20 protein-coding genes and 1 riboswitch are annotated in these 22,686 nt (G+C 48.3%); of the genes, 4 read left to right on the top strand and 16 right to left on the bottom strand.

Going from position 1 to position 22,686, the window contains the following annotated elements; all coding sequences use genetic code 11:
- Positions 1-35 precede the first annotated feature (35 nt).
- Complete coding sequence (gene map / locus MKY01_RS02685) at positions 36-782, bottom strand: type I methionyl aminopeptidase (RefSeq protein ID WP_036607489.1); 747 nt, start codon at positions 780-782, stop codon at positions 36-38.
- Between the two features lie 207 nt (positions 783-989).
- Between map and MKY01_RS02680 the strand changes: the two genes are divergently transcribed.
- Complete coding sequence (locus MKY01_RS02680) at positions 990-1,199, top strand: hypothetical protein (protein WP_074093270.1); 210 nt, start codon at positions 990-992, stop codon at positions 1,197-1,199.
- A 144-nt stretch (positions 1,200-1,343) separates the two neighbouring features.
- Here MKY01_RS02680 and MKY01_RS02675 read toward each other — a convergent pair whose 3' ends face one another.
- The 4 genes from MKY01_RS02675 to MKY01_RS02660 form a co-directional block, all read right to left on the bottom strand.
- Positions 1,344-1,619 carry a hypothetical protein gene (locus MKY01_RS02675; protein ID WP_100528613.1) on the bottom strand — a complete coding sequence of 92 codons (276 nt, stop codon included), beginning with the start codon at positions 1,617-1,619 and terminating at the stop codon, positions 1,344-1,346.
- Complete coding sequence (locus MKY01_RS02670; RefSeq protein WP_036672183.1) at positions 1,620-1,868, bottom strand: hypothetical protein; 249 nt, start codon at positions 1,866-1,868, stop codon at positions 1,620-1,622.
- 162 nt (positions 1,869-2,030) lie between these two features.
- Positions 2,031-2,852: a protein kinase gene (locus MKY01_RS02665; RefSeq protein ID WP_339285268.1), complete on the bottom strand. Its 822-nt coding sequence runs from the start codon at positions 2,850-2,852 to the stop codon at positions 2,031-2,033.
- A gap of 135 nt (positions 2,853-2,987) precedes the next feature.
- Positions 2,988-3,674: a hypothetical protein gene (locus MKY01_RS02660; protein WP_339285266.1), complete on the bottom strand. Its 687-nt coding sequence runs from the start codon at positions 3,672-3,674 to the stop codon at positions 2,988-2,990.
- Positions 3,675-4,219: 545 nt separating this feature from the next.
- Here MKY01_RS02660 and MKY01_RS02655 point away from each other — a divergent pair.
- Positions 4,220-5,173 carry an L-lactate dehydrogenase gene (locus tag MKY01_RS02655; RefSeq protein ID WP_036607494.1) on the top strand — a complete coding sequence of 318 codons (954 nt, stop codon included), beginning with the start codon at positions 4,220-4,222 and terminating at the stop codon, positions 5,171-5,173.
- 163 nt (positions 5,174-5,336) lie between these two features.
- On the opposite strand, the gene MKY01_RS02650 is transcribed toward MKY01_RS02655, so the two are convergent.
- Positions 5,337-8,045: a PAS domain S-box protein gene (locus MKY01_RS02650; RefSeq protein WP_339285264.1), complete on the bottom strand. Its 2,709-nt coding sequence runs from the start codon at positions 8,043-8,045 to the stop codon at positions 5,337-5,339.
- Positions 8,046-8,723: 678 nt separating this feature from the next.
- Between MKY01_RS02650 and MKY01_RS02645 the strand changes: the two genes are divergently transcribed.
- The gene (locus MKY01_RS02645) at positions 8,724-9,284 is read left to right on the top strand and encodes a DapH/DapD/GlmU-related protein (RefSeq protein ID WP_253505329.1); all 561 of its coding nucleotides are present in this window, start codon (positions 8,724-8,726) and stop codon (positions 9,282-9,284) included.
- 93 nt (positions 9,285-9,377) lie between these two features.
- Here the strand turns inward: MKY01_RS02645 and MKY01_RS02640 are convergent, their stop codons facing one another.
- The 5 genes from MKY01_RS02640 to MKY01_RS02620 form a co-directional block, all read right to left on the bottom strand.
- Positions 9,378-10,112, bottom strand: a complete 735-nt coding sequence (locus MKY01_RS02640) for an ABC transporter permease (protein WP_339285260.1) — start codon at positions 10,110-10,112, stop codon at positions 9,378-9,380.
- A 1-nt stretch (position 10,113) separates the two neighbouring features.
- Positions 10,114-10,830, bottom strand: a complete 717-nt coding sequence (locus MKY01_RS02635; protein WP_339285259.1) for an ABC transporter permease — start codon at positions 10,828-10,830, stop codon at positions 10,114-10,116.
- Positions 10,827-11,741: an ABC transporter ATP-binding protein gene (locus tag MKY01_RS02630; RefSeq protein WP_047840345.1), complete on the bottom strand. Its 915-nt coding sequence runs from the start codon at positions 11,739-11,741 to the stop codon at positions 10,827-10,829. Before MKY01_RS02630 ends, MKY01_RS02635 begins: the two co-directional genes overlap by 4 nt.
- 85 nt (positions 11,742-11,826) lie before the next feature.
- Positions 11,827-13,356: a HAMP domain-containing sensor histidine kinase gene (locus tag MKY01_RS02625; RefSeq protein ID WP_339285258.1), complete on the bottom strand. Its 1,530-nt coding sequence runs from the start codon at positions 13,354-13,356 to the stop codon at positions 11,827-11,829.
- Positions 13,357-13,382: 26 nt separating this feature from the next.
- On the bottom strand, positions 13,383-14,066 hold the full coding sequence (locus MKY01_RS02620; protein WP_339285256.1) for a response regulator transcription factor: 684 nt from the start codon (positions 14,064-14,066) through the stop codon (positions 13,383-13,385).
- Positions 14,067-14,293: 227 nt separating this feature from the next.
- Here MKY01_RS02620 and MKY01_RS02615 point away from each other — a divergent pair, with 227 nt between their 5' ends.
- The gene (locus tag MKY01_RS02615; RefSeq protein ID WP_339285254.1) at positions 14,294-16,048 is read left to right on the top strand and encodes an alpha-glycosidase; all 1,755 of its coding nucleotides are present in this window, start codon (positions 14,294-14,296) and stop codon (positions 16,046-16,048) included.
- Between the two features lie 140 nt (positions 16,049-16,188).
- On the opposite strand, the gene MKY01_RS02610 is transcribed toward MKY01_RS02615, so the two are convergent.
- From MKY01_RS02610 to MKY01_RS02590, 5 genes are all read right to left on the bottom strand, one after another.
- The gene (locus MKY01_RS02610; protein WP_051449824.1) at positions 16,189-16,701 is read right to left on the bottom strand and encodes a helix-turn-helix transcriptional regulator; all 513 of its coding nucleotides are present in this window, start codon (positions 16,699-16,701) and stop codon (positions 16,189-16,191) included.
- A 54-nt stretch (positions 16,702-16,755) separates the two neighbouring features.
- Positions 16,756-17,970, bottom strand: a complete 1,215-nt coding sequence (locus MKY01_RS02605; protein ID WP_315372319.1) for an ABC transporter permease — start codon at positions 17,968-17,970, stop codon at positions 16,756-16,758.
- Positions 17,971-18,155: 185 nt separating this feature from the next.
- Positions 18,156-19,094, bottom strand: coding sequence for an L-serine ammonia-lyase, iron-sulfur-dependent, subunit alpha (gene sdaAA, locus MKY01_RS02600; protein ID WP_339285252.1), 939 nt, complete (start codon positions 19,092-19,094; stop codon positions 18,156-18,158).
- Positions 19,084-19,773 (bottom strand): L-serine ammonia-lyase, iron-sulfur-dependent subunit beta, encoded by a 690-nt coding sequence (gene sdaAB / locus MKY01_RS02595; protein ID WP_339285250.1) that lies wholly within the window; start codon positions 19,771-19,773, stop codon positions 19,084-19,086. The genes sdaAA and sdaAB overlap by 11 nt, the downstream gene beginning before the upstream one ends.
- A 278-nt stretch (positions 19,774-20,051) precedes the next feature.
- Positions 20,052-20,176: riboswitch (glycine riboswitch) on the bottom strand.
- Between the two features lie 134 nt (positions 20,177-20,310).
- A complete protein-coding gene (locus tag MKY01_RS02590; RefSeq protein WP_339285249.1) occupies positions 20,311-22,680 on the bottom strand; it encodes a collagen-like triple helix repeat-containing protein in 2,370 nt (789 codons plus the stop codon).
- Positions 22,681-22,686 lie beyond the last annotated feature (6 nt).

Raw genomic sequence — 22,686 nt, 5'->3', positions numbered from 1 at the left:
TGCAAATATCGTCACATTGTAGCTGCTTTTGGCTATTATTGTGCTGTCAAAATCACTGGACCATCCGCCGTAATCGCAATCGTATGTTCATACTGGGCAGACAGACTTCCATCCAAAGTACGAGCAGTCCATCCATCTGAATCCAGCTTACTTCGGAACGTACCAATATTCAGCATCGGTTCGATCGTAATAACCATGCCTTCCTTGAGACGCGGACCCCGATGAGGCGGACCGTAGTGAGGGACTTGTGGTTCCTCATGCATCTTCTCACCAATGCCGTGTCCGATAAACTCACGCACAACCGATAGGCCTTCACCTTCTGCATACACTTGAATCGCATTGGAGATATCTCCGATCCGGTTGCCCACCACGGCAAGTTCAATGCCTTTGTACAGAGAGTTTTTGGTTACATCCAGCAGATGTTGTGCTTCCGGAGTCACTTCACCTACGGCATATGACCAAGCCGAATCCGCCAGCCAGCCATTCAGATTAACGACCATGTCGATTGTAACGATATCGCCGTCTTTCAATGCATATTTTCCCGGAAACCCGTGACAGATCACATCATTAACCGACGCACATGTCGCATATTGGTATCCGTTATATCCCTTTTGTTCCGGCGTAGCGCCATTTTTCTTCATAAAAGCTTCTGCAAACTGGTCGATCTCCTGTGTCGTAATGCCTGGACGAATCATCTTTGCAATTTCTCTATGGCATGCGGCGAGAATTTCTCCGGCTTTTTTCATATATTCAATCTGTTCTTTGGTCTTTATTGTAATCATAACAACTACTCCTGTCCGTTAAAATCTTATCCTGTCCTCTATTGTAACGCTAAACACTCAAAATAAAAAATTCCGCGCAATCAGCAACATCCTATTATACGCCAAGCTCCTGTCCATTGAATACAATTATCCATGAAAAAATCGAAACCCCTCCATATCTGGCCACGTATATGCTTAAAACAGTTGAAGTCGAAAGGGTGAAAGCTCATGTTCAAAAAGATTATCGGCAAACTTATCGATTCCAAATCTTCATCTCACCGCAAACGTCATAGCTCCTCAGACAGGCGCTCATATAAACGTCACAGCAGTTCCTCAGGCAAGCGTTCCTACAAGCGTTATTCTTCTTCGGATGTGAAATACCGGGATAGCCGCAGTGGCTCCGGGTATTACAAAAGCAGAAAATATAGCTCCAGCTAAGCGGCTTTCACGACTGCTTTTAAAGAGTAATGATCACACCAGCTTATTGGACCCTACAATAAATGAATATGTAATAAAGGGGTGTTCGCCAGCCATACACACGGCTAACAGAACACCCCTTTATTGTTTCTATATAAGTATGTATCAATTTTGCTGATTTTGATGTCTTAATGCTTCAATATAGCAAATTCGCTTATCCAGGGAGAACGAATAATACACTTTAAATTTATCAACTAATATCCGGTACGTCCCTTGCCAGGATGGTTCCTGAGCTGGCATGGATTCCGCCATGACAGCCACTTTCATCTCAATTCTTCGAACTAGTTCAATCTTATAGAGCTTTGTCTCTTCCTGAGTGAAACGAACACTTCTGATTTGAGCGAGAGCCTGTCTTGCTGAAGGTGTCCACTGGATCAACATCTATAAATTCCCTTTTTCAATTGCGTCAATTATATCATCTGTAGAGTAGACCCTACCCGAAGAAATATCTTTTTTGGCTTGCATAATTAAAGCTTTGAGCTCCAGATCACTTTCTATTTCTTCCTGAACCACGTTTTCCAGCGGCTTGATTAAATAATGCTTACCTTCAATATCCACAATGGTGTCTTTTTTGCTATGAAACCATGTTTTGAATAATTCGGCATGATCGCCTTCCAGTTTTTTAAGCATAAGATGAATCGCCTCCTTCAACGTGTAATTGTTATCCATTATATCATTTAACCCACTGTTTTGATACGTTTTGCATTTTCAGAAAAAAAAGGAAAAAGACCCCTGCAGATATAATACGAAGAGGTCACGGATAACAAATATAGGTCCGCCTATAGAGCTTATTCATTGTAATTTCAGCAACACATTCTCAATTTCTGCCTGTAACTCCGTCGCTCCACCCTCATAACCTGGACGGAGTCCAAGGAGTCGCTCCAGCATCTGGTGCAATTCCGGCGTAAGCTTCAGTTCCTCCTGCCAGCTGGCGGGTTCACGGCCCTTCTCTGGCTCATAAGCCGAATACAGCATAAAGAGAAGAAAGTGGCCGATATCCTGCAAATCATGATCCGGTGTAGCCGGCTCATCTTCAGGCTCAGGGACTTCACGCATACGTCGCTTTAGCTCCGGCAACAACGGCTCCCCCAAGCGTCTCGCCAGGCCAAAGTCAATCAGATGCACCGTCCCTCCACGTAAAATAACATTGGGAATCCGCACATCTCCATGAATATATCCCTGCTCATGCACATGAGCCACTGGAACCAGCAGTTGACCTGCCAATTCCACACATTCCCGCTCCGTATATCGAAGACCTTGCTCAAATATGCAATCTTCCAGCGTCTGTCCACGAATATACTCGGTAACGATATAACTTCGTCTCCCAGATGTGAACACATCCAATAGATCAGGGATCGCCGGATGATGCAGACGTCTCATCACGTCCGCCTCCCGCTCCAACAGGTGCGCAGAGAGTCTGCCCTTGCTAGGTTTGGACTCCTTCAATGCCACTTCCCTGCCGTTCTGGTCATCTGTACACAGGTATGTCAGCCCATAGCTCCCCATACCCAGCAATTCCTGTATTGTATAACGCTCAGCAATGGTCGTGCCTTTCCGCCGAGGACGATCCGTCCATAGTCCGAGCAATCTTTGCCAACTTCGTCGCAGCTCCACAGCTCCTCCCACGCCAGCTTCCTAATCCACTCAGTCTTTATCTATACTGAGCAGTTCATTGCCAGTCTTCATGTTGTATGGAGCTTATTATATCAGGCCCATAATGCAAAATCACGATGGGTAAATGCCTGTTGCTCAAGCTTCCTTATGCTTCTTGGGCAGGAACCCGAACAACATACGCAGAGATACTCCTTTGGGTTTGCGTTTTCTTCCCTGAAAACTGCGCAGATTGGTTACGAGTTCACGATCCCGCTCCTCTTCCAGCTTCTCGTTCATCCATAGACGCTGTTTTTCCATCTGTTCCTGAAGAGCCATATGTGTATCAGCCAGATGCTGAAGGGTCAGCTCCAGTTCATCGACCCGCTGTTGCAGCAGCTGTACCCGATCATCCTGCTGTTGTTCTACAGCACCATAAGTCACCTCACTTACCAGTTGCCCCAGACCTTCATAGGATCTCAGATTACCCATTATTTCAGGTTCTTGAGGGAGTAGAGATGACATGACTGTCGCTGTACATTCCGTCTCTGACAGACCTTCAATTCCCACCACCGGGACATCTACTTCTACTACAGCTACAGGTACTTCTGGAGCCAATACAGTCACCACAGCATCAGCCAGGGGTAGATTATGCTCTCTGAGTTCAGTCATCAGGCGTTCAATGCACTCGATGTCGTCGGACTTGAATAGTCTGGATTTGTTGGCTGACCGTTCGAACCGGTATCCCTGTTCTTCCAGTGCCGCCGCATATTTACGAAGAGTACTGGCACCTATGCCCAGGCTCTTGGCCGTTTCCGTCGTTGCTCCTGCTTCTTCAATCATCATTAATTCCCTCCCGGAATGAAGTCTTTTGGGAATCAATTTCATAATACCCTTAGTGAGTTATGAAATTGATTCTTGGATAAAAACATTATGGCTTCAGCGTTCCTTTATGGAACCGTCATCGGATCGGGGCAACCTGTCTCATGGATCAAGTATGCTTATCTTTTGCTTGTCCGTATGTATTCGTCAGCTTCTCGGCAGATCCCTTTGGCGGTTTTGTTCTGTTTCTGCGGATTCCTAAGAAGTTTTGTCAGGTATATGATCCGCACAAATAACCCCCCATCCGACAACAAACATGAATGCTGTCATGTCGAATGACACAGGTGCAAACGCCGTCAAATCTTATGATTATGGATTATCCATGTCAATTTTGTTAACTCCGTTACTCCAATACGCTCCCGCGATAGCGGATATCATTGCTGCACAGCTTTTTCATGTGTTATCTTATGTAACGTAGAAGTGGATTCCAGCATAAAATAAAGGACTATACTTAACATAGGACGCATTAGTAACGAATAAATATCAATCTAAATGGGGGCTGAACGGCAGTGTTAGGCAAATCAGGCAAAGTAGCGGTGATCGGGGCGGGTCTTGTCGGTTCGAGTTGTGCGTATTCCATGATTAATCAATCGATATGCAGGGAAATTATGATGGTGGACCGGACGTATGACCGTGCTGTAGCACAGGCACTGGATTTTTCCCATTGTATGGACTTCACACATAACCGCACCAAAGTATATGCAGGAACGTATGCCGATTGTGGCAATATGGATGTGATTATCTTAACTGCCGGGGCGAATCCCAAGCCAGGACAAACACGGCTGGATATTCTGGAGGAAGCGGAGTCGATTGCCAAAGACATCGTGGTCCCGATCATGAACAGTGGATTTAACGGGATTTTTGTCGTCGCTGCCAATCCGGTTGACATAGTAACTTATATGGTATGGAAATTATCCGGCCTCCCGCGCGAACACGTCATCGGTACAGGCACGTCCATTGATTCTTCACGACTCAAAACACTGCTGTCTGAAGTCTTCTCCATCGATCCACGCAGTGTGCATGGTTATGCTCTCGGGGAGCATGGAGAATCCCAGTTCGTAGCCTGGTCCCATGTGACCATCGGTGGCAAACCGATTATGCACATTATGGATCAGCACAAGGAGCGCTTCAAACATCTGGATCTGGAGGATATCGCACGCAAAACAAAGGATGCCGGCTGGGAGATCTTTACCCGTAAAGGCTCTACCCAATTCGGGATCGGCAACGCCCTCGCGCATATCACTCGTTCCATCCTCAATGACGAACACAAGATCATCGCCGTATCGGCTATTCTGGACGGAGAGTACGAGCAACATAACGTCTGCGTCGGTGTTCCTGCAATCATCGGTGGCAATGGTATTCAAGAGATTATCGAATTGAATCTGGATGCAACGGAACGTGAGAAATTCAACAATTCCTGTGAAATCCTATCAGGTAACATCAATCGTCTGACACTGGTATAAGCCATTCGTGTACAACTCCACACTGATGCTTCGGCTCAACTTCAAAAGCCTGCCTACACAAACATGCCAATAACACTCCATCCGAGGAGTTTTATTGGCATGTTTGCGCTTATTATTTTTCACAGCCAGATGAATCAATTTCATAATTGATTTGAGTAGTTGTTCAATTCGGTGCAAGCTGAGGTTCGTCCCTTGGTCCCCATTGCTGTAACACTCGCTTCAACTCACTCAGCATAACCGGTTTGCTAATGAAGTCACGCATACCCATCTCCAGGCAAGCTTCCTTGTCTTCACGTTTGGCATTGCCTGTAACTGCGATGATTGGAGGTATGCGATCCTGTGGAATTAGGCGGCGTAACAGGTCTGTCGCCTTCAGTCCATCCATCACAGGCATATGAATATCCATCAGGACAATATCATAAGCATTCTGAGAGATGGCATCAATTGCCTCCACACCATTGGTACATACATCTGCGTGGTATCCGAGCTTCTCCAGATATTCTCGCAAAATCTTCCGGTTTACCGGATGATCCTCCGCCACCAGAATACGCATGGCGACCTTGTCACTTTGACGTGTGCGATCATGATGGAACTGACTTGCTGTCTGTTCTGCTGAAGCATCTACACTCGCCGCAGGAACAGCAAACCGGAAGGTTGAGCCTTCCCCTTCTATACTCTCGACACTGATACTGCCTCCCATGATCTCCACGAGTCGCTTGGAGATGACCAGTCCCAGTCCGGTACCACCATACTTCCGGTTAATCACCGGGTGTAGTTGAGAGAAGGACTGAAACAACTGATCCAGCTTGTCAGCGGGGATGCCAATTCCCGTATCTTGCACCGCAAAATCAAGAACACTGTCTTCAGGCTTTCTGCCCTTGATAATATCCACGGCAACCTCAATGCTTCCCTGATCTGTGAACTTGAGCGCATTGCCAACCAAGTTCACCAGAATCTGCCGGATACGTATGGCGTCACCGACCATGAACTCAGGGATGCTCGGATTGAGACGATATCTGATCTCCAGATGTTTCTCATCTGCACGCGGTTTAAACAGTTCGGCAACCTGTTCCAACATCTTGCGTAATGCAAATGGTTCATAAGCCAGTGCCATTTTCCCGGATTCCAGCTTACTGAAGTCCAAAATATCATTAAGGATGTTCAGCAGAGCATCACCGCTGTCTCGAATAATCTCGGCATACTCACGCTGTTCTTCCGATAGATCGGTACCGATCAACAATTCTGTCATCCCCACGATCCCGTTCATCGGTGTCCGGATCTCATGGCTAACCATCGACAGAAATTCCGACTTGGCCTGAGCTGCCAGCTCAGCTGTCTCTTTGGCACGTACAATTTCACGTTCGCCAGTCACATCATTAAATACAACCACCGCGCCCTGAATCTGTCCCTGTTCAATAATCGGCGTCACCTGATACTGCACCAGAAAGCTGCTGCCATCTTTACGCCAGAACACATCTTCCTTGATTGAACGTATCTGTCCATCCAACACGGTCATGTGGATCGGGCATTCTTCTTGTGGCAAATGACTTCCGTCTGCACGGGTGTGATGGATGATGGGATGTGAGTTTTTGCCAATGAATTCTTTCGCCTCATAACCGAACATCGAAGCTGCTGCTGGATTCATAAACATGGTGATTCCATCCGCATCCAAACCAAATATCCCTTCCGTAACCGTGTTGAGAATCAGCTCATGTTGCTTGCTGAGCTCCTGAATCCGTTCCGTGTATTCCTTGCGCTCGGTAATATCGGACACGATCCCATAGACGCCCACCATTTCCTTATCCACAATAATGGGCACATTCGTAACAGATACTTCAATCTTCCGACCACTTGAATTGACGACTCGGGTCTCATAATATTGCGGTTCGCCTTGCTTCACCATGTCAAAATAATGTTTGCCATGTTGCACTTCGCATTTATCCAGATTGGATAAAAAAGATTGGCCAATAAGCTTATTGCGCGGAATATCCAACATTTGCACCAGTTTGCTGTTCACTGCGCTGTATTTACCTTCCAGATTCAATGAATACACAGCTGCCGGGTTATGTTCGAACAACGATCTGTATCGCTGACGGCTTTCCCGAAGACGTCTTTCCGCATCCTTATGCTGGGTGATATCCCTGCTGATGCTTACAATCTGGACACTCTTGCCACGCTCTCCAGCAACAGGTTTCGCCAATGTCTCCATCCAGATATAATGTCCCTTCTTGTGCAACACACGCATCTTGCAGCCATTGCCGATCTTGGAAAGATCCATAGGGTCCGGATAATCTCCCGAATAACAATAATCCTTGAAGGACTTACCTATGACTTCCTCCGGCTTATAACCCAGCAAGGTGTACACGGAAGGGGAAACGTATAACAACTCGCCATCCGTAGCACAAGTTGTAATCAGATCTTGTGCATGGTCAGCCAGCACCTGATATTTCTCCTGTGCCTCCTTAAGCTCACGTTGCACTTCCAGGATATCGGTAACATCTTTGGCAATGCCATAGATTCCTACAACTTCTTTTCCCTCCGTTATAGGCACATACGTTATCTCTGCCTGTTTCAGGGAACCATCTTTATGATAAAAAGTAATGGGATTACTGACTGAACGTCCAGCCAGTACCTCTTTAATGTATTGTTTGCGTGAATTTTCACTGTCCGGAGGACAGATCTCACTCTGATTCATACGAATCAAGTCATCCAGTGTATACCCAGATATCCGCTCTACCGAGGGATTAGCATCAATATAGTTTCCATGGATGTCCATTACATAAATGGCATCCGGATGGTTAAAAAACAGTGATTGGTAAGAACTTCCCTCAGAAATAATGCGCTTCAGGGTTTCCGTTTTATTAATATCCAAGGCTTACCCCTCTTTTCTCAGCCAATATCTTCATCTAACAGCAGGGATTAATTATCCCTTACTAAAATGGGCCTACCCTCGAATAACCATGTAAGCCTGCCTAGAAACAGCTTTTTTTATTTTACCAGATTCTCGTCTCATTTTGCTTACAATCTATGATTCAATTCACATGATGTGTGAGGTAATACTTGGAATTTTGATTTACTTAGGAGGCGCCTTCAAAGGCAGACAATTTATACAAGGATCAATGTAAGCCTCTAACAAGTTTGAAGTTCAATTCCAAGTCAGCTGATTCTGACGAATGGCTAAGCAATTTTCTAAAGAACCCAGGACATCTTATTTGGCGTACATATGCCCTTTTTATATTTTAAGGAACATCAGACACGTTAATCCCCATAATCTCCTGTCATAAACACTGCAAACGGTTGTTTCATTGGATATAACATGTCTCAGGTTCCTTAGATTGCTGAGATCACTTCAAATCCATGATTAAGACTCCTCAGATTCGTTAGGGAGTTGAGAGGATGAACCCGACCCCCGCCTGAAGCAAATTTTCTCAAAGAAAGAGAGATCATCTGCTCTTATGATGCCTCGATGTAAAATTAACGATACATTTTGTATCAAAAAGGCTATAATCTTTAAAAAAGTTTTTTTGATTACGGAGAGGACGGATGAATCATGCTGCCCAACAGAGTTAAAATTGTTTACGGTAAACTAAGAGGTTTGGCCATCTTTGGTAAAATCCAGCCCTCTATGGGCCTGCTGCCACGAATCAGGGGTAAGGTTTATCTGAATAAATTGGGTGACTTGCAGGTGGGAAAACGTCTTAACATTATAGGCAAACCTTGGGGAACCCAGTTAACCGTGGTCAAAGGTGCACGATTAACGATTGGCGATGACGTCATGATTAATGCAGGTGTGGGGATTGCCGCTAACGTTGAAGTGACCATCGGCAATAACGTCATGATTGGTCCTCGAACAAGCATATTCGACAGTGCCTACCACCGAATTGACTCGCTGGATGACGGGAGCCAGACTGCCAAGCGGATTGTGATTCAGGATAATGCCTGGATTGGTACAGGCGCGCTTATTTTGCCCGGAGTGACTATTGGCAGAAATGCAGTCGTGGCAGCAGGAAGCACGGTAACCAAAGATGTACCCGACAATACACTTGTAGCCGGGGCACCAGCCAAAATCATTCGGGAGCTGACCATTCATGATGGGTGGGTCAGACATTAGAAAAAATCCTCCTGAAGCCTACATACAATGGAGTTTGCATGTTTTGCTTAAAGAGGATTTTGATCTACGATAACCAAGGGTGTAACGAATTATTCAGATTTCTTTTTTCGCAAAATACATCATGCCGATTTCAATGAAAATAACAGCACTGCCTCCAACAACCGCCAGCATTGTGATCAGTGGAACATTGTAGGCTCCGAAACCTGTGCCGTCCACGGGTGTCATCAGAATCATCGGTTGTGCCCATGGATAATACGGCCCATATGTCGCCGAGTTTACAATGAGAATATTCGGTATGGTCAGTGCAAAATTCAGTGCGAGCGGTGCGGCAAAGCTGCTCCACACCAATGAAACGAACATCTGCAGGGCAGCCAAGGGTACACAGGCCAGCAACCCAAGCAGCAGTTTGCCTACCAAGAATCCCCAAGGTACTGGCATCGTAATGCCATGAATCATGCCTGCCAGCAGAATGGACATCAGCAACAATGCTTGCGTACCCGCCAGAAGCATGAGTACAATCGTCAGTTTACCTGCATATACACCTGAACGTGTGAGCGGCAAAACCAGCATCTGCTTCCACCCTCCACCTGCATGTTCAAAACGGCAGACAAAGGACGTAAACACGCCAGTCAGCATCGGTAACAATAACAATCCGTGCAGGAAAACCATCGTGGTCATCAATACCTGCCAATTTCCCGATGGCGTGGACAACAGTCCGATGAGCAGCGCAATGAGTGGACTCAGCAGAATCAGGAGCCATATGGGCGATTTACCCATTTTCAATCGTTCAGCGGACAAAATTCGGAAGTACGTTGTCGCAAAGCTCATATCAGGCCACATCCTTCCGGCTAAAATGCATCATACCCAGCAACAGGATCAATAACCCTAGACCTGCCCCCATGCCTGCATACAGGTATGGATTAGGCCCATTCCAGGCCATCTGTGCCCATGCGAGCGGAAAGCTCGGTGAGATACTGAGTGAGAACATACCCGTTATCGCGAGAACGATGCCCAGGGTGACGGGAAGCGCCTGATTTTTGTTAACCATCGTGAGCCACAACTCCAGTGACAACACCGGAAGTGCACCAGCCAAAGGCAATAGCCCCAGCTTGATTGCATGTGTCCAAGGTATTTCGCTGGCATGGAATCCGAGGATCAGACCCAGACCTACAATGCCTGCGGTTAAGAGCAGGCAGGAGATCACCAGTAGCACACAAGCAAGCAGGAACTTGGCTAAATACACGGCTGATCTGGGAATGGGCATCGCGAGCAACTGTTTCCAAGATCCCTGTTCATGCTCAACATTAGCGATCATGGAGCTGAGAATGGTTGCTCCCAGCATCAGAGACAAGGGCACAAAGACAACCACATTGCCGAGCAATCCGCCCCACAGGTTATCTGCATATTGCTCTTTCAGATAGTCTAGCCGTAAGCCAAAATTAAGCGCCTGCATTGCTGTCAATCCAAGAGGGGCCAGAAAGACAAGAAACCAGATCCCTTTCCCCCGAATCTTGAGCCAGTCTGACGATAATGCTCGCCCGGTCATATGGAAGCCCCCTCGCCAATGACCCGCATGAACAGATCTTCCAGCGACTGACGCTGTTCCTCTACACGATACACATCATGATCCTGCTCAATTAATCGGCGTACAAGCAGTGCCACTGAACTGTTATCCATATAAGGGAACGTTAATGCAGCACCTTGTTGCTGACCAAATTGTCCCTGTTCTCTCGCCAGCTTCATAGCCTCTTCCGGCTCGGAAACCGTTAACCGGATAGAGCTACCCGTCTGACTATGCAGACTTGCGATGGTATCCTGAAGCACCATCTTGCCTTCACGGATAATACCAACACGACTTGCCATCTGTTCGACTTCACTCAGCAAGTGGCTGGAAACCAGAACGGTAATGCCATGTTCCAGCGGCATGCGTTTGATCAGTTCCCGAATCTCCTGAATACCGGCAGGATCAAGCCCATTCGTTGGTTCGTCCAGAATCAGCAGCTCTGGTTCACCCAGCAAAGCACTAGCAATACCCAGACGTTGCTTCATCCCAAGGGAATACCCCTTCACTGAACGTTTGGCATCCTTGGTCAGATCTACAATGGACAGCACTTCAGCAATTCTTGATTTGGGTACATTGATGATGCGGCGCAAAGTTTCCAGATTCTCTACTGCGTTCAGATGTCCGTAATAGGACGGATATTCGACCAAGGAACCCACACGGCGCAAAATATCCATGCGATCCTTGCGGATGTCCTTGTCGAAGACACGGATCACGCCTTTGGTTGGTTTAATCAAGCCGAGAAGCATGCGAATCGTTGTTGTTTTGCCGGCACCGTTGGGACCGAGGAAGCCGTAGATATCTCCCTTTTTAATATGCAGATCAAGTTCACGGACCGCTGCACGGTCCCGGTATGTTTTCCATAAATTCGCCGTTTGAATAATATTTTCACTCACTGTATGATCACCTCGGAACTATCGTAACCTTCCAAGGTTAAAGCCAAAGTAGTCTCTAGTTTAAGTTTAGTTTAAAAAAGCTAATTCAGCGGTTTGTTGTTTCCCTGTTTCCCTTACCACTGTAGATATATGTCTGGACACCCGTATCGGAACTGTCTACCCGCTTGCGCAGACCCATCTCACGAATCAACAGGTCTACAATGGATAAGCCTAGACCTGTGCCTTTTGTGTCGGAATTCGGTTGCATTCCCGGACCCCGATCCTGAATAACGATGGCCGTCTCACCCTGAATCTCCTGAGTAGATATACCAATATATTTCCCGTTGGCGGCATGACGGATCACGTTTTGGAACAAATTATCAAGAATACGGCGCATGCCCTGTTCATCCATATGCCAAATCAACGGTTCCTCTGGCAGGTCAATATCAATATCGAATTGCTCTTTCTCCCAGACCGGGTACCAGGCGGCCGCCGTTTCCCTGACGATCCGCAGTATATCTTTCTCTTCCAGCTTCAGTGTATATTTCCCACTTGTGAGCAAATTGTAGGATAACATGTTGTCAATGAGCCCGCCGAGGTCCTCCATCTTTGCTTCCATGCGATGTAATGAACGGTCACCTTGCTCGCTCAGCTCTTCCTTGTGCAAAGCATGCATATGTCCACGAATCACCGTTAGCGGGGTGCGCAGATCATGGGAAAGCCCTGCAATGAGACGTTTGCGCAATTGTTCTTCTTCGCGTTCACGGTGGCGGCTGTCGGACAGTTGATGCACCATCTGATTGAAGGATTCTTCCAGTTGACCAATCTCGTCTGTCCGGCGGATATCTACCGGAAGCGGGAGACCTTCCTTGCCTGTGGTCATCATGGCCGTCTGCAACCGAATAAGTCGTTTGCGAATGCGTGCGAAGAAGAGAATCGACATAATGATAAAGATCAGAAAGATGAGGGTCATTACGATACCAAGATACAAGAGTTCCATCGGCCAGTTACTCTGATTCATTTGCAGAAGTGACCGTGGCACTTCAATGATCATGAATCCCTGTCCTTTGTCCTGCTCAGCTCCGCCAATATATGCAACTACGGTCAGTGGATCGCGAAAAGAAGCTTCTTTCATGAATTGCACCGTATTGTTTACATTCCATAAGGCTGGAATATGAGTCTCTGTCGTTTGCCCGGAATCCAGTGACCATCTCAATGTCGTGTCTGTCCTCCCATCCGGCGACGTGGATTTCAGAAGCGTTACATCTTCACCCCCAAGAATAAAGAGGGTCTCACCGCTCACACTCACACGATACATGGAAGATTTGGGATACGAGCCATGTAATTGCTCCAACCGGGCCTTAATCTCTTCATCCGAAGCACCATCCAGGTTCTTCGCTTCATGTGACCAGAGGTTACTGATCTTAGTAACATCACCGTAAGGCGCGGCGCGGTTCATATTCGTGTCCGTGTTATTCACTACAACAATATATATAACGGATATGATCGGAAGTACAACGGGCACAAATAATACAGCCGCCAAGATCAGGAGGATGTATCTGGACATCAAGGACCGCCCAAAGCGAAGCTTGCGCCGCCCGGATTGCTTTTGCTCCTTGCTTCGTTCTCCCTTCATGATCTTCCGTTCTCTGAACCACCGGATCATGGCTTCTTCACACGATATCCTACACCACGGACTGTCTGAATAATTGCAGGATTGGCCGGATCAAGCTCCAGCTTTTCGCGTAGATGTCGAATATGTACCATCAAAGTCTTATCTCCATCCAGATAGGGCTCGTTCCAAACGGCTTCATAGATCTGCTCTTTGGTTCGAATCATGCCCATATGTCGTAGCAGGTAGGCGAAGATGTGGAACTGTTTTCCCGATAAAATAATCTCATCCCCCGTCTCCTCATTGACGATCCGGTTGTCCTTCTCATAGATCGAGAGATGATCCAGCTTCAGGGCTGTATCCGATGAGACCGCAGTTCCCGCCTTCCGCAGTTGCACTTCAATCCGGGCAGCCAGTTCATCGGGGTGAAATGGTTTGGTCACATAGTCATCGGCAAAATCAAGACCGTGCAACTTGTCGTCAATGGACGTTCTGGCCGAGAGCATGACAATGGGCAACGCGGGATGTTCTTTTTTCAGTCGCTGGCCCACCGTAAATCCATCCAGCCCGGGCAGCATGACATCCAGAATAATGAGTGCACAACCGACAGCAGCCTCCGCTGCACCTTCACCACTGCCGAGCCACACCACCTCATAACCGCGTTCCTCCAGATCGGCTCTGACCCAAGTCGCAATTTCCGTATCATCTTCAATATATAACAGTTTGGTTTTCATCCGAATATTCGTTTCCTTTCTGCACCCATTGGGTTAATGATATATCTGAGCATCATCATGATAAAAGCTGTCTATATCATATGGATTCATGTCTTGTTGAAACAATGTTGAAGTCCTTTACGTTACCATACATGCTAATTATAGCTTATCCATTAACGTGGGGAATGTCATATTAATCAAGTCTACCAAGTACATATCAGTGCTACACCTGACGGGAGGAAATCATTATGTTGCTGGAAGCTATTTATCATCAACCGAAACGAAACTGGGCCTATGCCTATGACCAAGATACAATCCATCTGCGCCTGCGTGCCAAAAAGAATGATCTGACCGAGGTACATGCCCTGACCGGGGATAAATATGCGTGGGATGCAACCAAAGCGCTGGTTCCCTTAACAAAGTTCACCTCTGACTCCATGTTCGATTACTTCGAGGGTGAGGTGAAACCTCCCTACCACCGACTGAAATACTCTTTTCTGCTCAAAAACGGAGACGAACAGATCTGGATGACCGAGACGGACTTCCAGGAAAAAGAACCGGACGATCCGGGTCGTATGTTCCAGTTCCCTTATATTCATGCTGGAGCTGTATTCACACCCCCTGCATGGGTTAAGGATGCAGTGTTCTATCAGATTTTCCCTGAACGATTCGCCAACGGCAACCCGGATATTAGTCCGGAAAAGGTAGAGCCGTGGGGTGGTGAGCCGACACCTTTCAATTTCTTCGGCGGTGACCTTCAGGGCGTAATCGACCATCTGGATTACATCAGCGATCTTGGCATTAATGCGATCTACTTCACCCCCATCTTTGAAGCCACCACCAATCACAAATACGATACCGAAGACTACCTGCGGGTAGACCGGCACTTTGGTGACGCAGATACCGTGAAACGACTGGTCGAGCTGTGCCATGCACGCGGAATTCGCGTACTTCTGGATGCTGTGTTCAACCATTCCGGGAAGACATTTGCGCCGTTTGTAGATGTACAGAAGAACGGAGAACAATCCAAATATAAGGACTGGTTCCATGTACATGAATACCCGCTGGACGTGAAGGACGGCATTCCTACGTATGAGACCTTCGGGTTCGAAGCGCATATGCCAAAGCTGAATACGGAGAATGCCGAGGTTAAGGCCTATCTGCTGGAGGTTGCCGAGTACTGGATCAAGGAAGTGGGTGCAGACGGATGGCGGCTGGATGTGGCAGACGAAGTGGACGATGCATTCTGGCGTGATTTCCGCCGTGTAGTCAAAGCGGCTAATCCGGATGCCTATATTCTGGGCGAAGTATGGAACGAGTCTTCCTCCTGGCTGCAAGGCGACCAGTTCGATGCGTCCATGAACTATCCGTTTACCGATGCCGTGAATGCTTTCTTTGTGAAAAATACGATGCACGCCGAACAGTTCGCAAACTCCATCGGGCGACAGTTATCCCGTTATCCGCTTCAGGCCAGCGAAGTGGCGTTTAACTTGCTGGACAGCCACGATACCCCGCGGCTGCTCACGCTGTGTGAAGGTGACCAGCGCAAGATGAAGCTGGCTGCGTTATTCCAGTTCAGTTATATGGGTGCTCCGTGCATCTATTACGGAGACGAGATTGGCATGGACGGCGAACATGATCCGGGCTGCCGTAAATGCATGGAATGGGATGAAGCAAAGCAGGACCGAGAGCTGTTTAACTTTTATCAGAAACTGATCTCCCTGCGTCATGCTCATCCTGCCCTGCGTGCAGAAGGCACCGTTCGTTTCTTGCAGGCTCGTCCCGATGGCAGCCAACTGGTATTTGAACGGCAAAATGAGGAGGAACGCATTCTGGTTCTGTTCAATCGATCAGAAGAGACGGCTATTGTGGAGCTGGAGGCCGGTGATGAGGAATGGACCGAGTTATTCGGCGGAAACCATCGTACCGCCAAGGAAGATGGCGTACTCGCCATTGAATTGCCCGCGTATGGATATGCCGTACTGAGTACTAGTCTCATATAAACACCAAGCTATACTTGCTCATATGCAAGACTGGAGTCTGTTCAATTCATCGGCATATCAAACGAAATAGGCGCTCACAGATCTGTTCCTGATCTGTGGAGCACCTATTTGATTTTGACGTTATTCATTATGGCCATGGATTACTCTGGCCGAACCAGCTGTTCCTTGAGCAACTGGATGGTGGCCTCATATTGTACAAGCCCCACTTGCAGACACAGACGCTGTGCAGGCGAAATACGTTCGCCGAATTCCTCCATCTGGCGCTGAAGTTCAGCGTATAACATTTCCTTTCGCTTCAACTGGCTGGATATCCAACCCGTTACGGTATCTTCATCCGCCAACTCTCCGAAATACAACCGCATCAGAAAATCAGAACGAAATACCTCAGCTTCCAAAGGACTCATTAAATAGGCGTGAAATTGCGCTGCTCCTTCAGGGGTCAATGAATACACGTTCTTATCAGGTTTCCCTTCCTGCTTCACCGATTCCTTAGTCAGCAATCCTGACTTTTCCATCTTCGCAAGTGTAGGATATATGGTTCCGAAACTGGCATCAAAGAAAAATGAAAAATATTGTTCAAAGTACTGCTTGATCTCGTATCCGGAACTTGGCTGATTGTGCAGTATTCCGAGGATGACATGCTGCGTGTTCATCGGTGTACCGCTCCTTTCCATTCCCCTTAACGTATCACAATCAGTACCCCTTGTTCAATGATCAGATGACGAAACGGTTGCTTTCAGAGCAACAGGCACAGCAGCAGGCTGGTCCTCCCTACGAGCTTCAGAACGTACCGGGCCGGAGCGTCTGATCCAGATGCAAAGCGCACCCAGAGTCAGTGTTACACCACCGATTACGGCGAGCAACATCGCATCCCGGCCAATTCCGTTTCCTCCGAGCACAAGGTTCATCATCCCTTCTACGGCATAAGTCGCTGGCAGATAATGACCGATCACTTGGTAGAAGTCAGGCATTACATCTCGCGGAATCGTTGATCCCGAGGACAGCATCAGCAAAGGCAACAGCGCACTGTTTAACCAAGCCCCAGCATTGCCAAGCAACAACAAGCTCAACTGAGCCATGAGTATAAAAGATATGGTGACCAGCAACTGGAACAGCCATAACATGAACCAACCGGCTGCTGACGATACCCCCATAATGTGCATCATCCCTGATCCAACGAGCGAGACGATAAATGCCGCACCAACATTAACGATGTTGCGGGCCCAGAAGCGCTCCCATTTCCCTGCCCTGCCACTCAGTTCTCCAGACACTTTTTGCAGATTCATGCCAAGCAACATTGCTCCGGTAAACGTAGCGGTTACAATCAACATCGGTACCATGGAGAAAGCAAAATTATCAACAGGATTCAGTCGCTCCACCTCTGCCTCCACGCGTGAAGATAACCCTACCGCAAGCGCATCGGATTGATCAGCAGTCATACCGGACTGATTCAGCACTCCGCGAATGCCATTCTCTTGTACTTCACGGTTCAACGTCGCTGTAACTTGTGCGGCTACGTTCTGCATCACACTTTTCACGGTAGCCACGTTTGATTCGTTCATCACATACTTCACTGTCATCGGTTTTGACAAGTCTTCTGCCTGTTGCATGAAACCTGATGGAATCTCAATAATCATGTACACATTCCGATCCGTTAACATCTGTCGTGCTTCTTGCATCGATTCAGATGGTTTGATCTCGAAATTCAGACCTGCCGCCAAAGACTTAGCCACTGGTTCAGCCGCTACCCCATCTTCATTCACGATGGTGACAGCCAATTGAGTCATTCTTTCGTTAACCTGGTCGTATCCGCTAAGCCAGATGATGTTAAAAAAAACCTGAAACAGCACAGCCGTAATTAAACCTACAATGGTGGCTCCGTTTTTCAAAAACAGTAGACTCGTCTGGAAAATACCTTTCATTCTATCCATCTCCTTTAGTTTTGTTTCGCTCTTTTATATATCGTATTGATATATGACAATTGTTAATATATCAATACGATATATAAATCGTCAATGTTTTTATTTTTCTTGTTGGTAAAAGACAAAAAAAAGCCGATACATCTCTTCACCAGGAAGATTTGTACCGGCTTTTCATATCAATCCTATTACGCCTTAGGTTCTGCATCATTTTCAGTAGACGACTCCATCTCAGGCTCTGCACGCTTTGCCTTCGGTTTAGCCAGCTTTTGCATCATTTTGCGGCCGGTTGGCGTCTGGGCCAGTCCACCTTGGGCTGTCTCCCGATGGCGGCTCGGCATTGCACTGCCTACTTCCAGCATGACATCGATGACTTCGTCTGACGGAATGGCACTACGCACTCCGGCCAGGGCCATGTCAGCCGCAGCCAGCGCCGTAACTGCACCCAGTCCATTACGGACGATGCACGGGATTTCAACAAGGCCTGCGACCGGATCGCAGATAAGGCCCAGTGTATTCTTTAACGCCAAACCAACGGCATGAACAACCTGTTCTGGTGTACCTCCACGCAGTTCAACCATGGCACCCGCAGCCATGCCAATAGCGGAACCCACTTCCGCCTGACAGCCACCTTCGGCACCGGAGATAAATGAATTGTTGGCAATAACATAACCAATCGCCCCCGCACAGAACAACCCGTTCACCAAATGTTCGTCCGTCCAGCCAAACCGCTCCTGTGAGCTAATAAACACACCCGGGATAATGCCGCAGGAACCGGCTGTTGGTGTTGCCACGATCCGGCCCATGGAGGCATTCACTTCAGATACACACAGGGCATACGCCATGGCAAGTGCGGAAGCATCTCCCGAGCAAGTCTCACCCTTGCGAATGTACTCAGCCATTTTTTTGCCGTCTCCACCTGTTAATCCACTGCGTGATGTCGTATCTTCCGTTAACCCTTTGCGTACCGCTTCCTTCATCACCTGATAATATTCAGACATCTGCTTCACAACATCCGCTTCCGGTGTATTGGTCTCCTGAACTTGCTCCTCAATCATTAGCTGAGCAATGGTTTTGGATTCCGCTGTACAGATCGTATTCAGTTCGTGCAAATGTTTAAATCGCATCCGAATCAACTCCTCTCTTCAAATCAATAACACGAATGTCTAGCACATGGTCCAGCTCCCTTAGACGCTTGAGCATATCAGGATTAGGCACACCATCCATTTCCATCGCGGTAAGTGCTTCGCCATCACGGGCTTTCCGGTCCACCTGCATATACCCGATGTTAACCCCGGATGAACTGATCGTGGACGTCACTGACGCGAGTACGCCCGCTTTATCCGCATGCCGCAGAACGAGTGTTGGAAACTCACCACTAATCTGAACACGAAAATCATTCATCGAATGCACCGATACGCTTCCACCACCAATGGATGCACCGATTAAGGAGCAGGCACGTTCTCCCTGCCACAACTCAATTTTGACCGTATTAGGATGAGGAGCAGGTAGGCCACTTGTATAAAACTCAACCTCCATGCCCGCTTCCTCTGCGTATTGCTCTGCATCCGGGATACGCGGATCGTCTGTGACATAATCCAGCAGACCGCCGATCAGTGCCAGATCTGTTCCGTGCCCCTGATACGTATCTGCAAATGAACCGTACAGCGTCAGCCGGGCACGATCTGGCGTACATCCTAGCCACTGTCGAGCAATTCTCCCTAACCTTGCCGCTCCAGCTGTATGTGAACTTGAAGGCCCCGTCATCGACGGACCAATAATTGAGAAAACATCTTTAAATCGCACCTTGTAACCCTCCATTATTAATCATGATTCATATTTGTAAAATGTATTCGTCATTTCGATCCAGGAGTTTCATCCACAATGTCCCTTATTTAGATATGATGACATCAAAAAGGACAGAAGAAGGCCTTAGGCCCTCTCTCTGTCCTCGATACCTGAGAGTTTCACGATCAGCAGTGTCTCACGACAAGGGTGCACTGCCTGCGATTACAGACAAGTTCACCGGGCTGACTGATCATATACCCCTTGGGTGGCGCAGTTCGCGCACTCTCCAGAGTTGCGTCCAACGATGGTACATTTACCTGAGAGATTAACCACTGCGCCGGGTGCGCAGCAGCTTGCTCCTTCGGTGCCTGAACACTAGCCATATTGCTCGGCTAACCCAGGTCTCTCCCGCTCGTTATCATCCGCTGTATTCTTTTAATTCGATTCGAATTGGTACATTTCTAAGTTTTTGATCAAGTATACCCATAGAGTAATGTACAACATCATATATGTCAACAAAAGTAACGTGTAATTATCATAAGTTCGATGTCTATTTTAACTGAAACGAATAGCATTAATATTTCTCACTTCCGCTGAGGCACTCGTGACGTTGCTAGTTGTCGTAAATTGGATACTTATCGTGTATGCATTAGTCGTTGTAGCCGGGGATGTATCCACGTAAGTGTTGGAAGAAAGAAACCTCAACGTTCCCGAAGCATTACCGCTTCGTGAGAGCTGCAATTGATTAATTAAAACTCCATTACGTCTCAGATTAATGTTATACGCAATACTCCAGTTAGCCCCTACAACTATTGCTATTTGTGTACTATTATCGATTTTCACGCGTTGACCTGCCACTACAGGTACATTAAGTGTCTGAATCGTCGTTTCAGCTACTAATGAAAGACCCAACGCCGTGGTCTGGCTATCAGCAAACAAGGAAGAATCCGCAGGGGCAGAAGCTGCTGTCGATCCAGTAGCTCCTGTTGCGCCAGTGGCTCCGGTCGCTCCCGTTGCTCCCGTTACTCCGGACGTCCCGGTTGTTCCCGTCGCACCTGTCGCACCTGTAGCCCCAGTGACTCCGGTCGTTCCCGTTGCTCCCGTTACTCCGGACGTCCCGGTTGTTCCGGTTACGCCTGTTGCACCTGTAACCCCTGTGACTCCGGTCGCTCCCGTTGCTCCCGTTACTCCGGACGTCCCGGTTGTTCCGGTTACGCCTGTTGCACCTGTAACCCCTGTGGCTCCGGTCGTTCCCGTTGCTCCCGTTACTCCGGACGTCCCGGTTGTTCCGGTTACGCCTGTCGCACCTGTAACCCCTGTGGCTCCGGTCGTTCCCGTTGCTCCCGTTACTCCGGCTGTCCCGGTTGTTCCCGTCGCACCTGTAGCACCTGTAACCCCTGTGACTCCGGTCGCTCCTGTTGCTCCCGTTACACCAGCCGTCCCGTTTGTTCCCGTCGCACCTGTCGCACCTGTAATCCCTGTGACTCCGGTCGCTCCCGTTGCTCCCGTTACTCCGGACGTCCCGGTTGTTCCGGTTACGCCTGTCGCACCTGTAGCCCCTGTGACTCCGGTCGCTCCCGTTGCTCCCGTTACTCCGGACGTCCCGGTTGTTCCGGTTACGCCTGTCGCACCTGTAACCCCTGTGGCTCCGGTCATTCCCGTTGCTCCCGTTGCGCCTGTATCTCCAGTGACTCCTGTTGCTCCCGTCAATCCGGTTGCACCTGTAACACCAGTATCTCCAGTATCTCCAGTCGCCCCTGTTACGCCTGTCGCTCCCGTATCTCCAGTAACTCCGGTCGTCCCCGTTACGCCTGTTGCGCCTGTAACACCAGTGACTCCGGTTATTCCCGTCAGTCCTGTCAATCCCGTATCTCCAGTAACTCCGGTCGCACCTGTAACCCCTGTGGCTCCGGTCGTTCCCGTTGCTCCCGTTGCGCCTGTATCTCCAGTGACTCCTGTTGCTCCCGTCAATCCGGTTGCACCTGTAACACCAGTATCTCCAGTATCTCCAGTCGCCCCTGTTACGCCTGTCGCTCCCGTATCTCCAGTAACTCCGGTCGTCCCCGTTACGCCTGTTGCGCCTGTAACACCAGTGACTCCGGTCGTCCCCGTCAGTCCTGTCGCTCCCGTATCTCCAGTAACTCCGGTCGCCCCCGTTACGCCTGTCGCACCTGTAGCCCCAGTGACCCCAGTCGTTCCTGTTATTCCCGTACTACCGGTGACACCTGTGGCTCCAGTAGACCCTGTCTCCCCTGTGCTCCCGGTGACTCCAGTCGTTCCTGTTATTCCTGTACTCCCAGTAATACCCGTCACTCCCGTAAGCCCTGTCTCTCCTGTGGTCCCCGTACTTCCAGTAGCGCCCGTGACTCCTGTCACTCCGGTAGATCCTGTCTCCCCTGTGGTCCCAGTGACACCGGTCTCTCCCGTCGATCCCGTAGTTCCTCCAGGAGGACCAGTAACTCCTGTCAGTCCTGTAACACCTGTAGCCCCTGTAGGACCAGTTGTTCCCGCAACCCCTGCTGTCCCTGTAGCTCCAGTCGCACCCGTTACCCCGACTAGACCGGGGTTCGCTCCTAACAATTCCTCAGACACCAAACGATGTGCCGTTACCAGTTGACCGTTCTGGTTTTTCCCCCATACGGAAATCTGTACTTCATCCTCCGTATCATCACCTGTGATAAATATAAACTCAAATGCATCCAAATCTGCATAATAGTCTTTTGTTATAACCTGGTTAGGCAAAACATTAAACAATTCCTGAACGTATAGTGTGCGAACACCATTCAAATAATAGCCTTGAACCAGAACGGTAGAGAAACTAGTGAGACTCCAATTGTCTAATTTCACTGTAATTCTCTGTGTAGGACGCTCGCCGCTTCCCACCACTATATTATTTTCTATTGGCCCTGTTGATAAAACAGCCATCCTGCG

This window comes from Paenibacillus sp. FSL R5-0486 (assembly GCF_037975155.1).
GTDB lineage: Bacteria > Bacillota > Bacilli > Paenibacillales > Paenibacillaceae > Paenibacillus > Paenibacillus amylolyticus.
The sequence above is the reverse complement of the archived record's forward strand: the minus strand, read 5'-3'. Positions and strand labels throughout refer to the sequence as shown.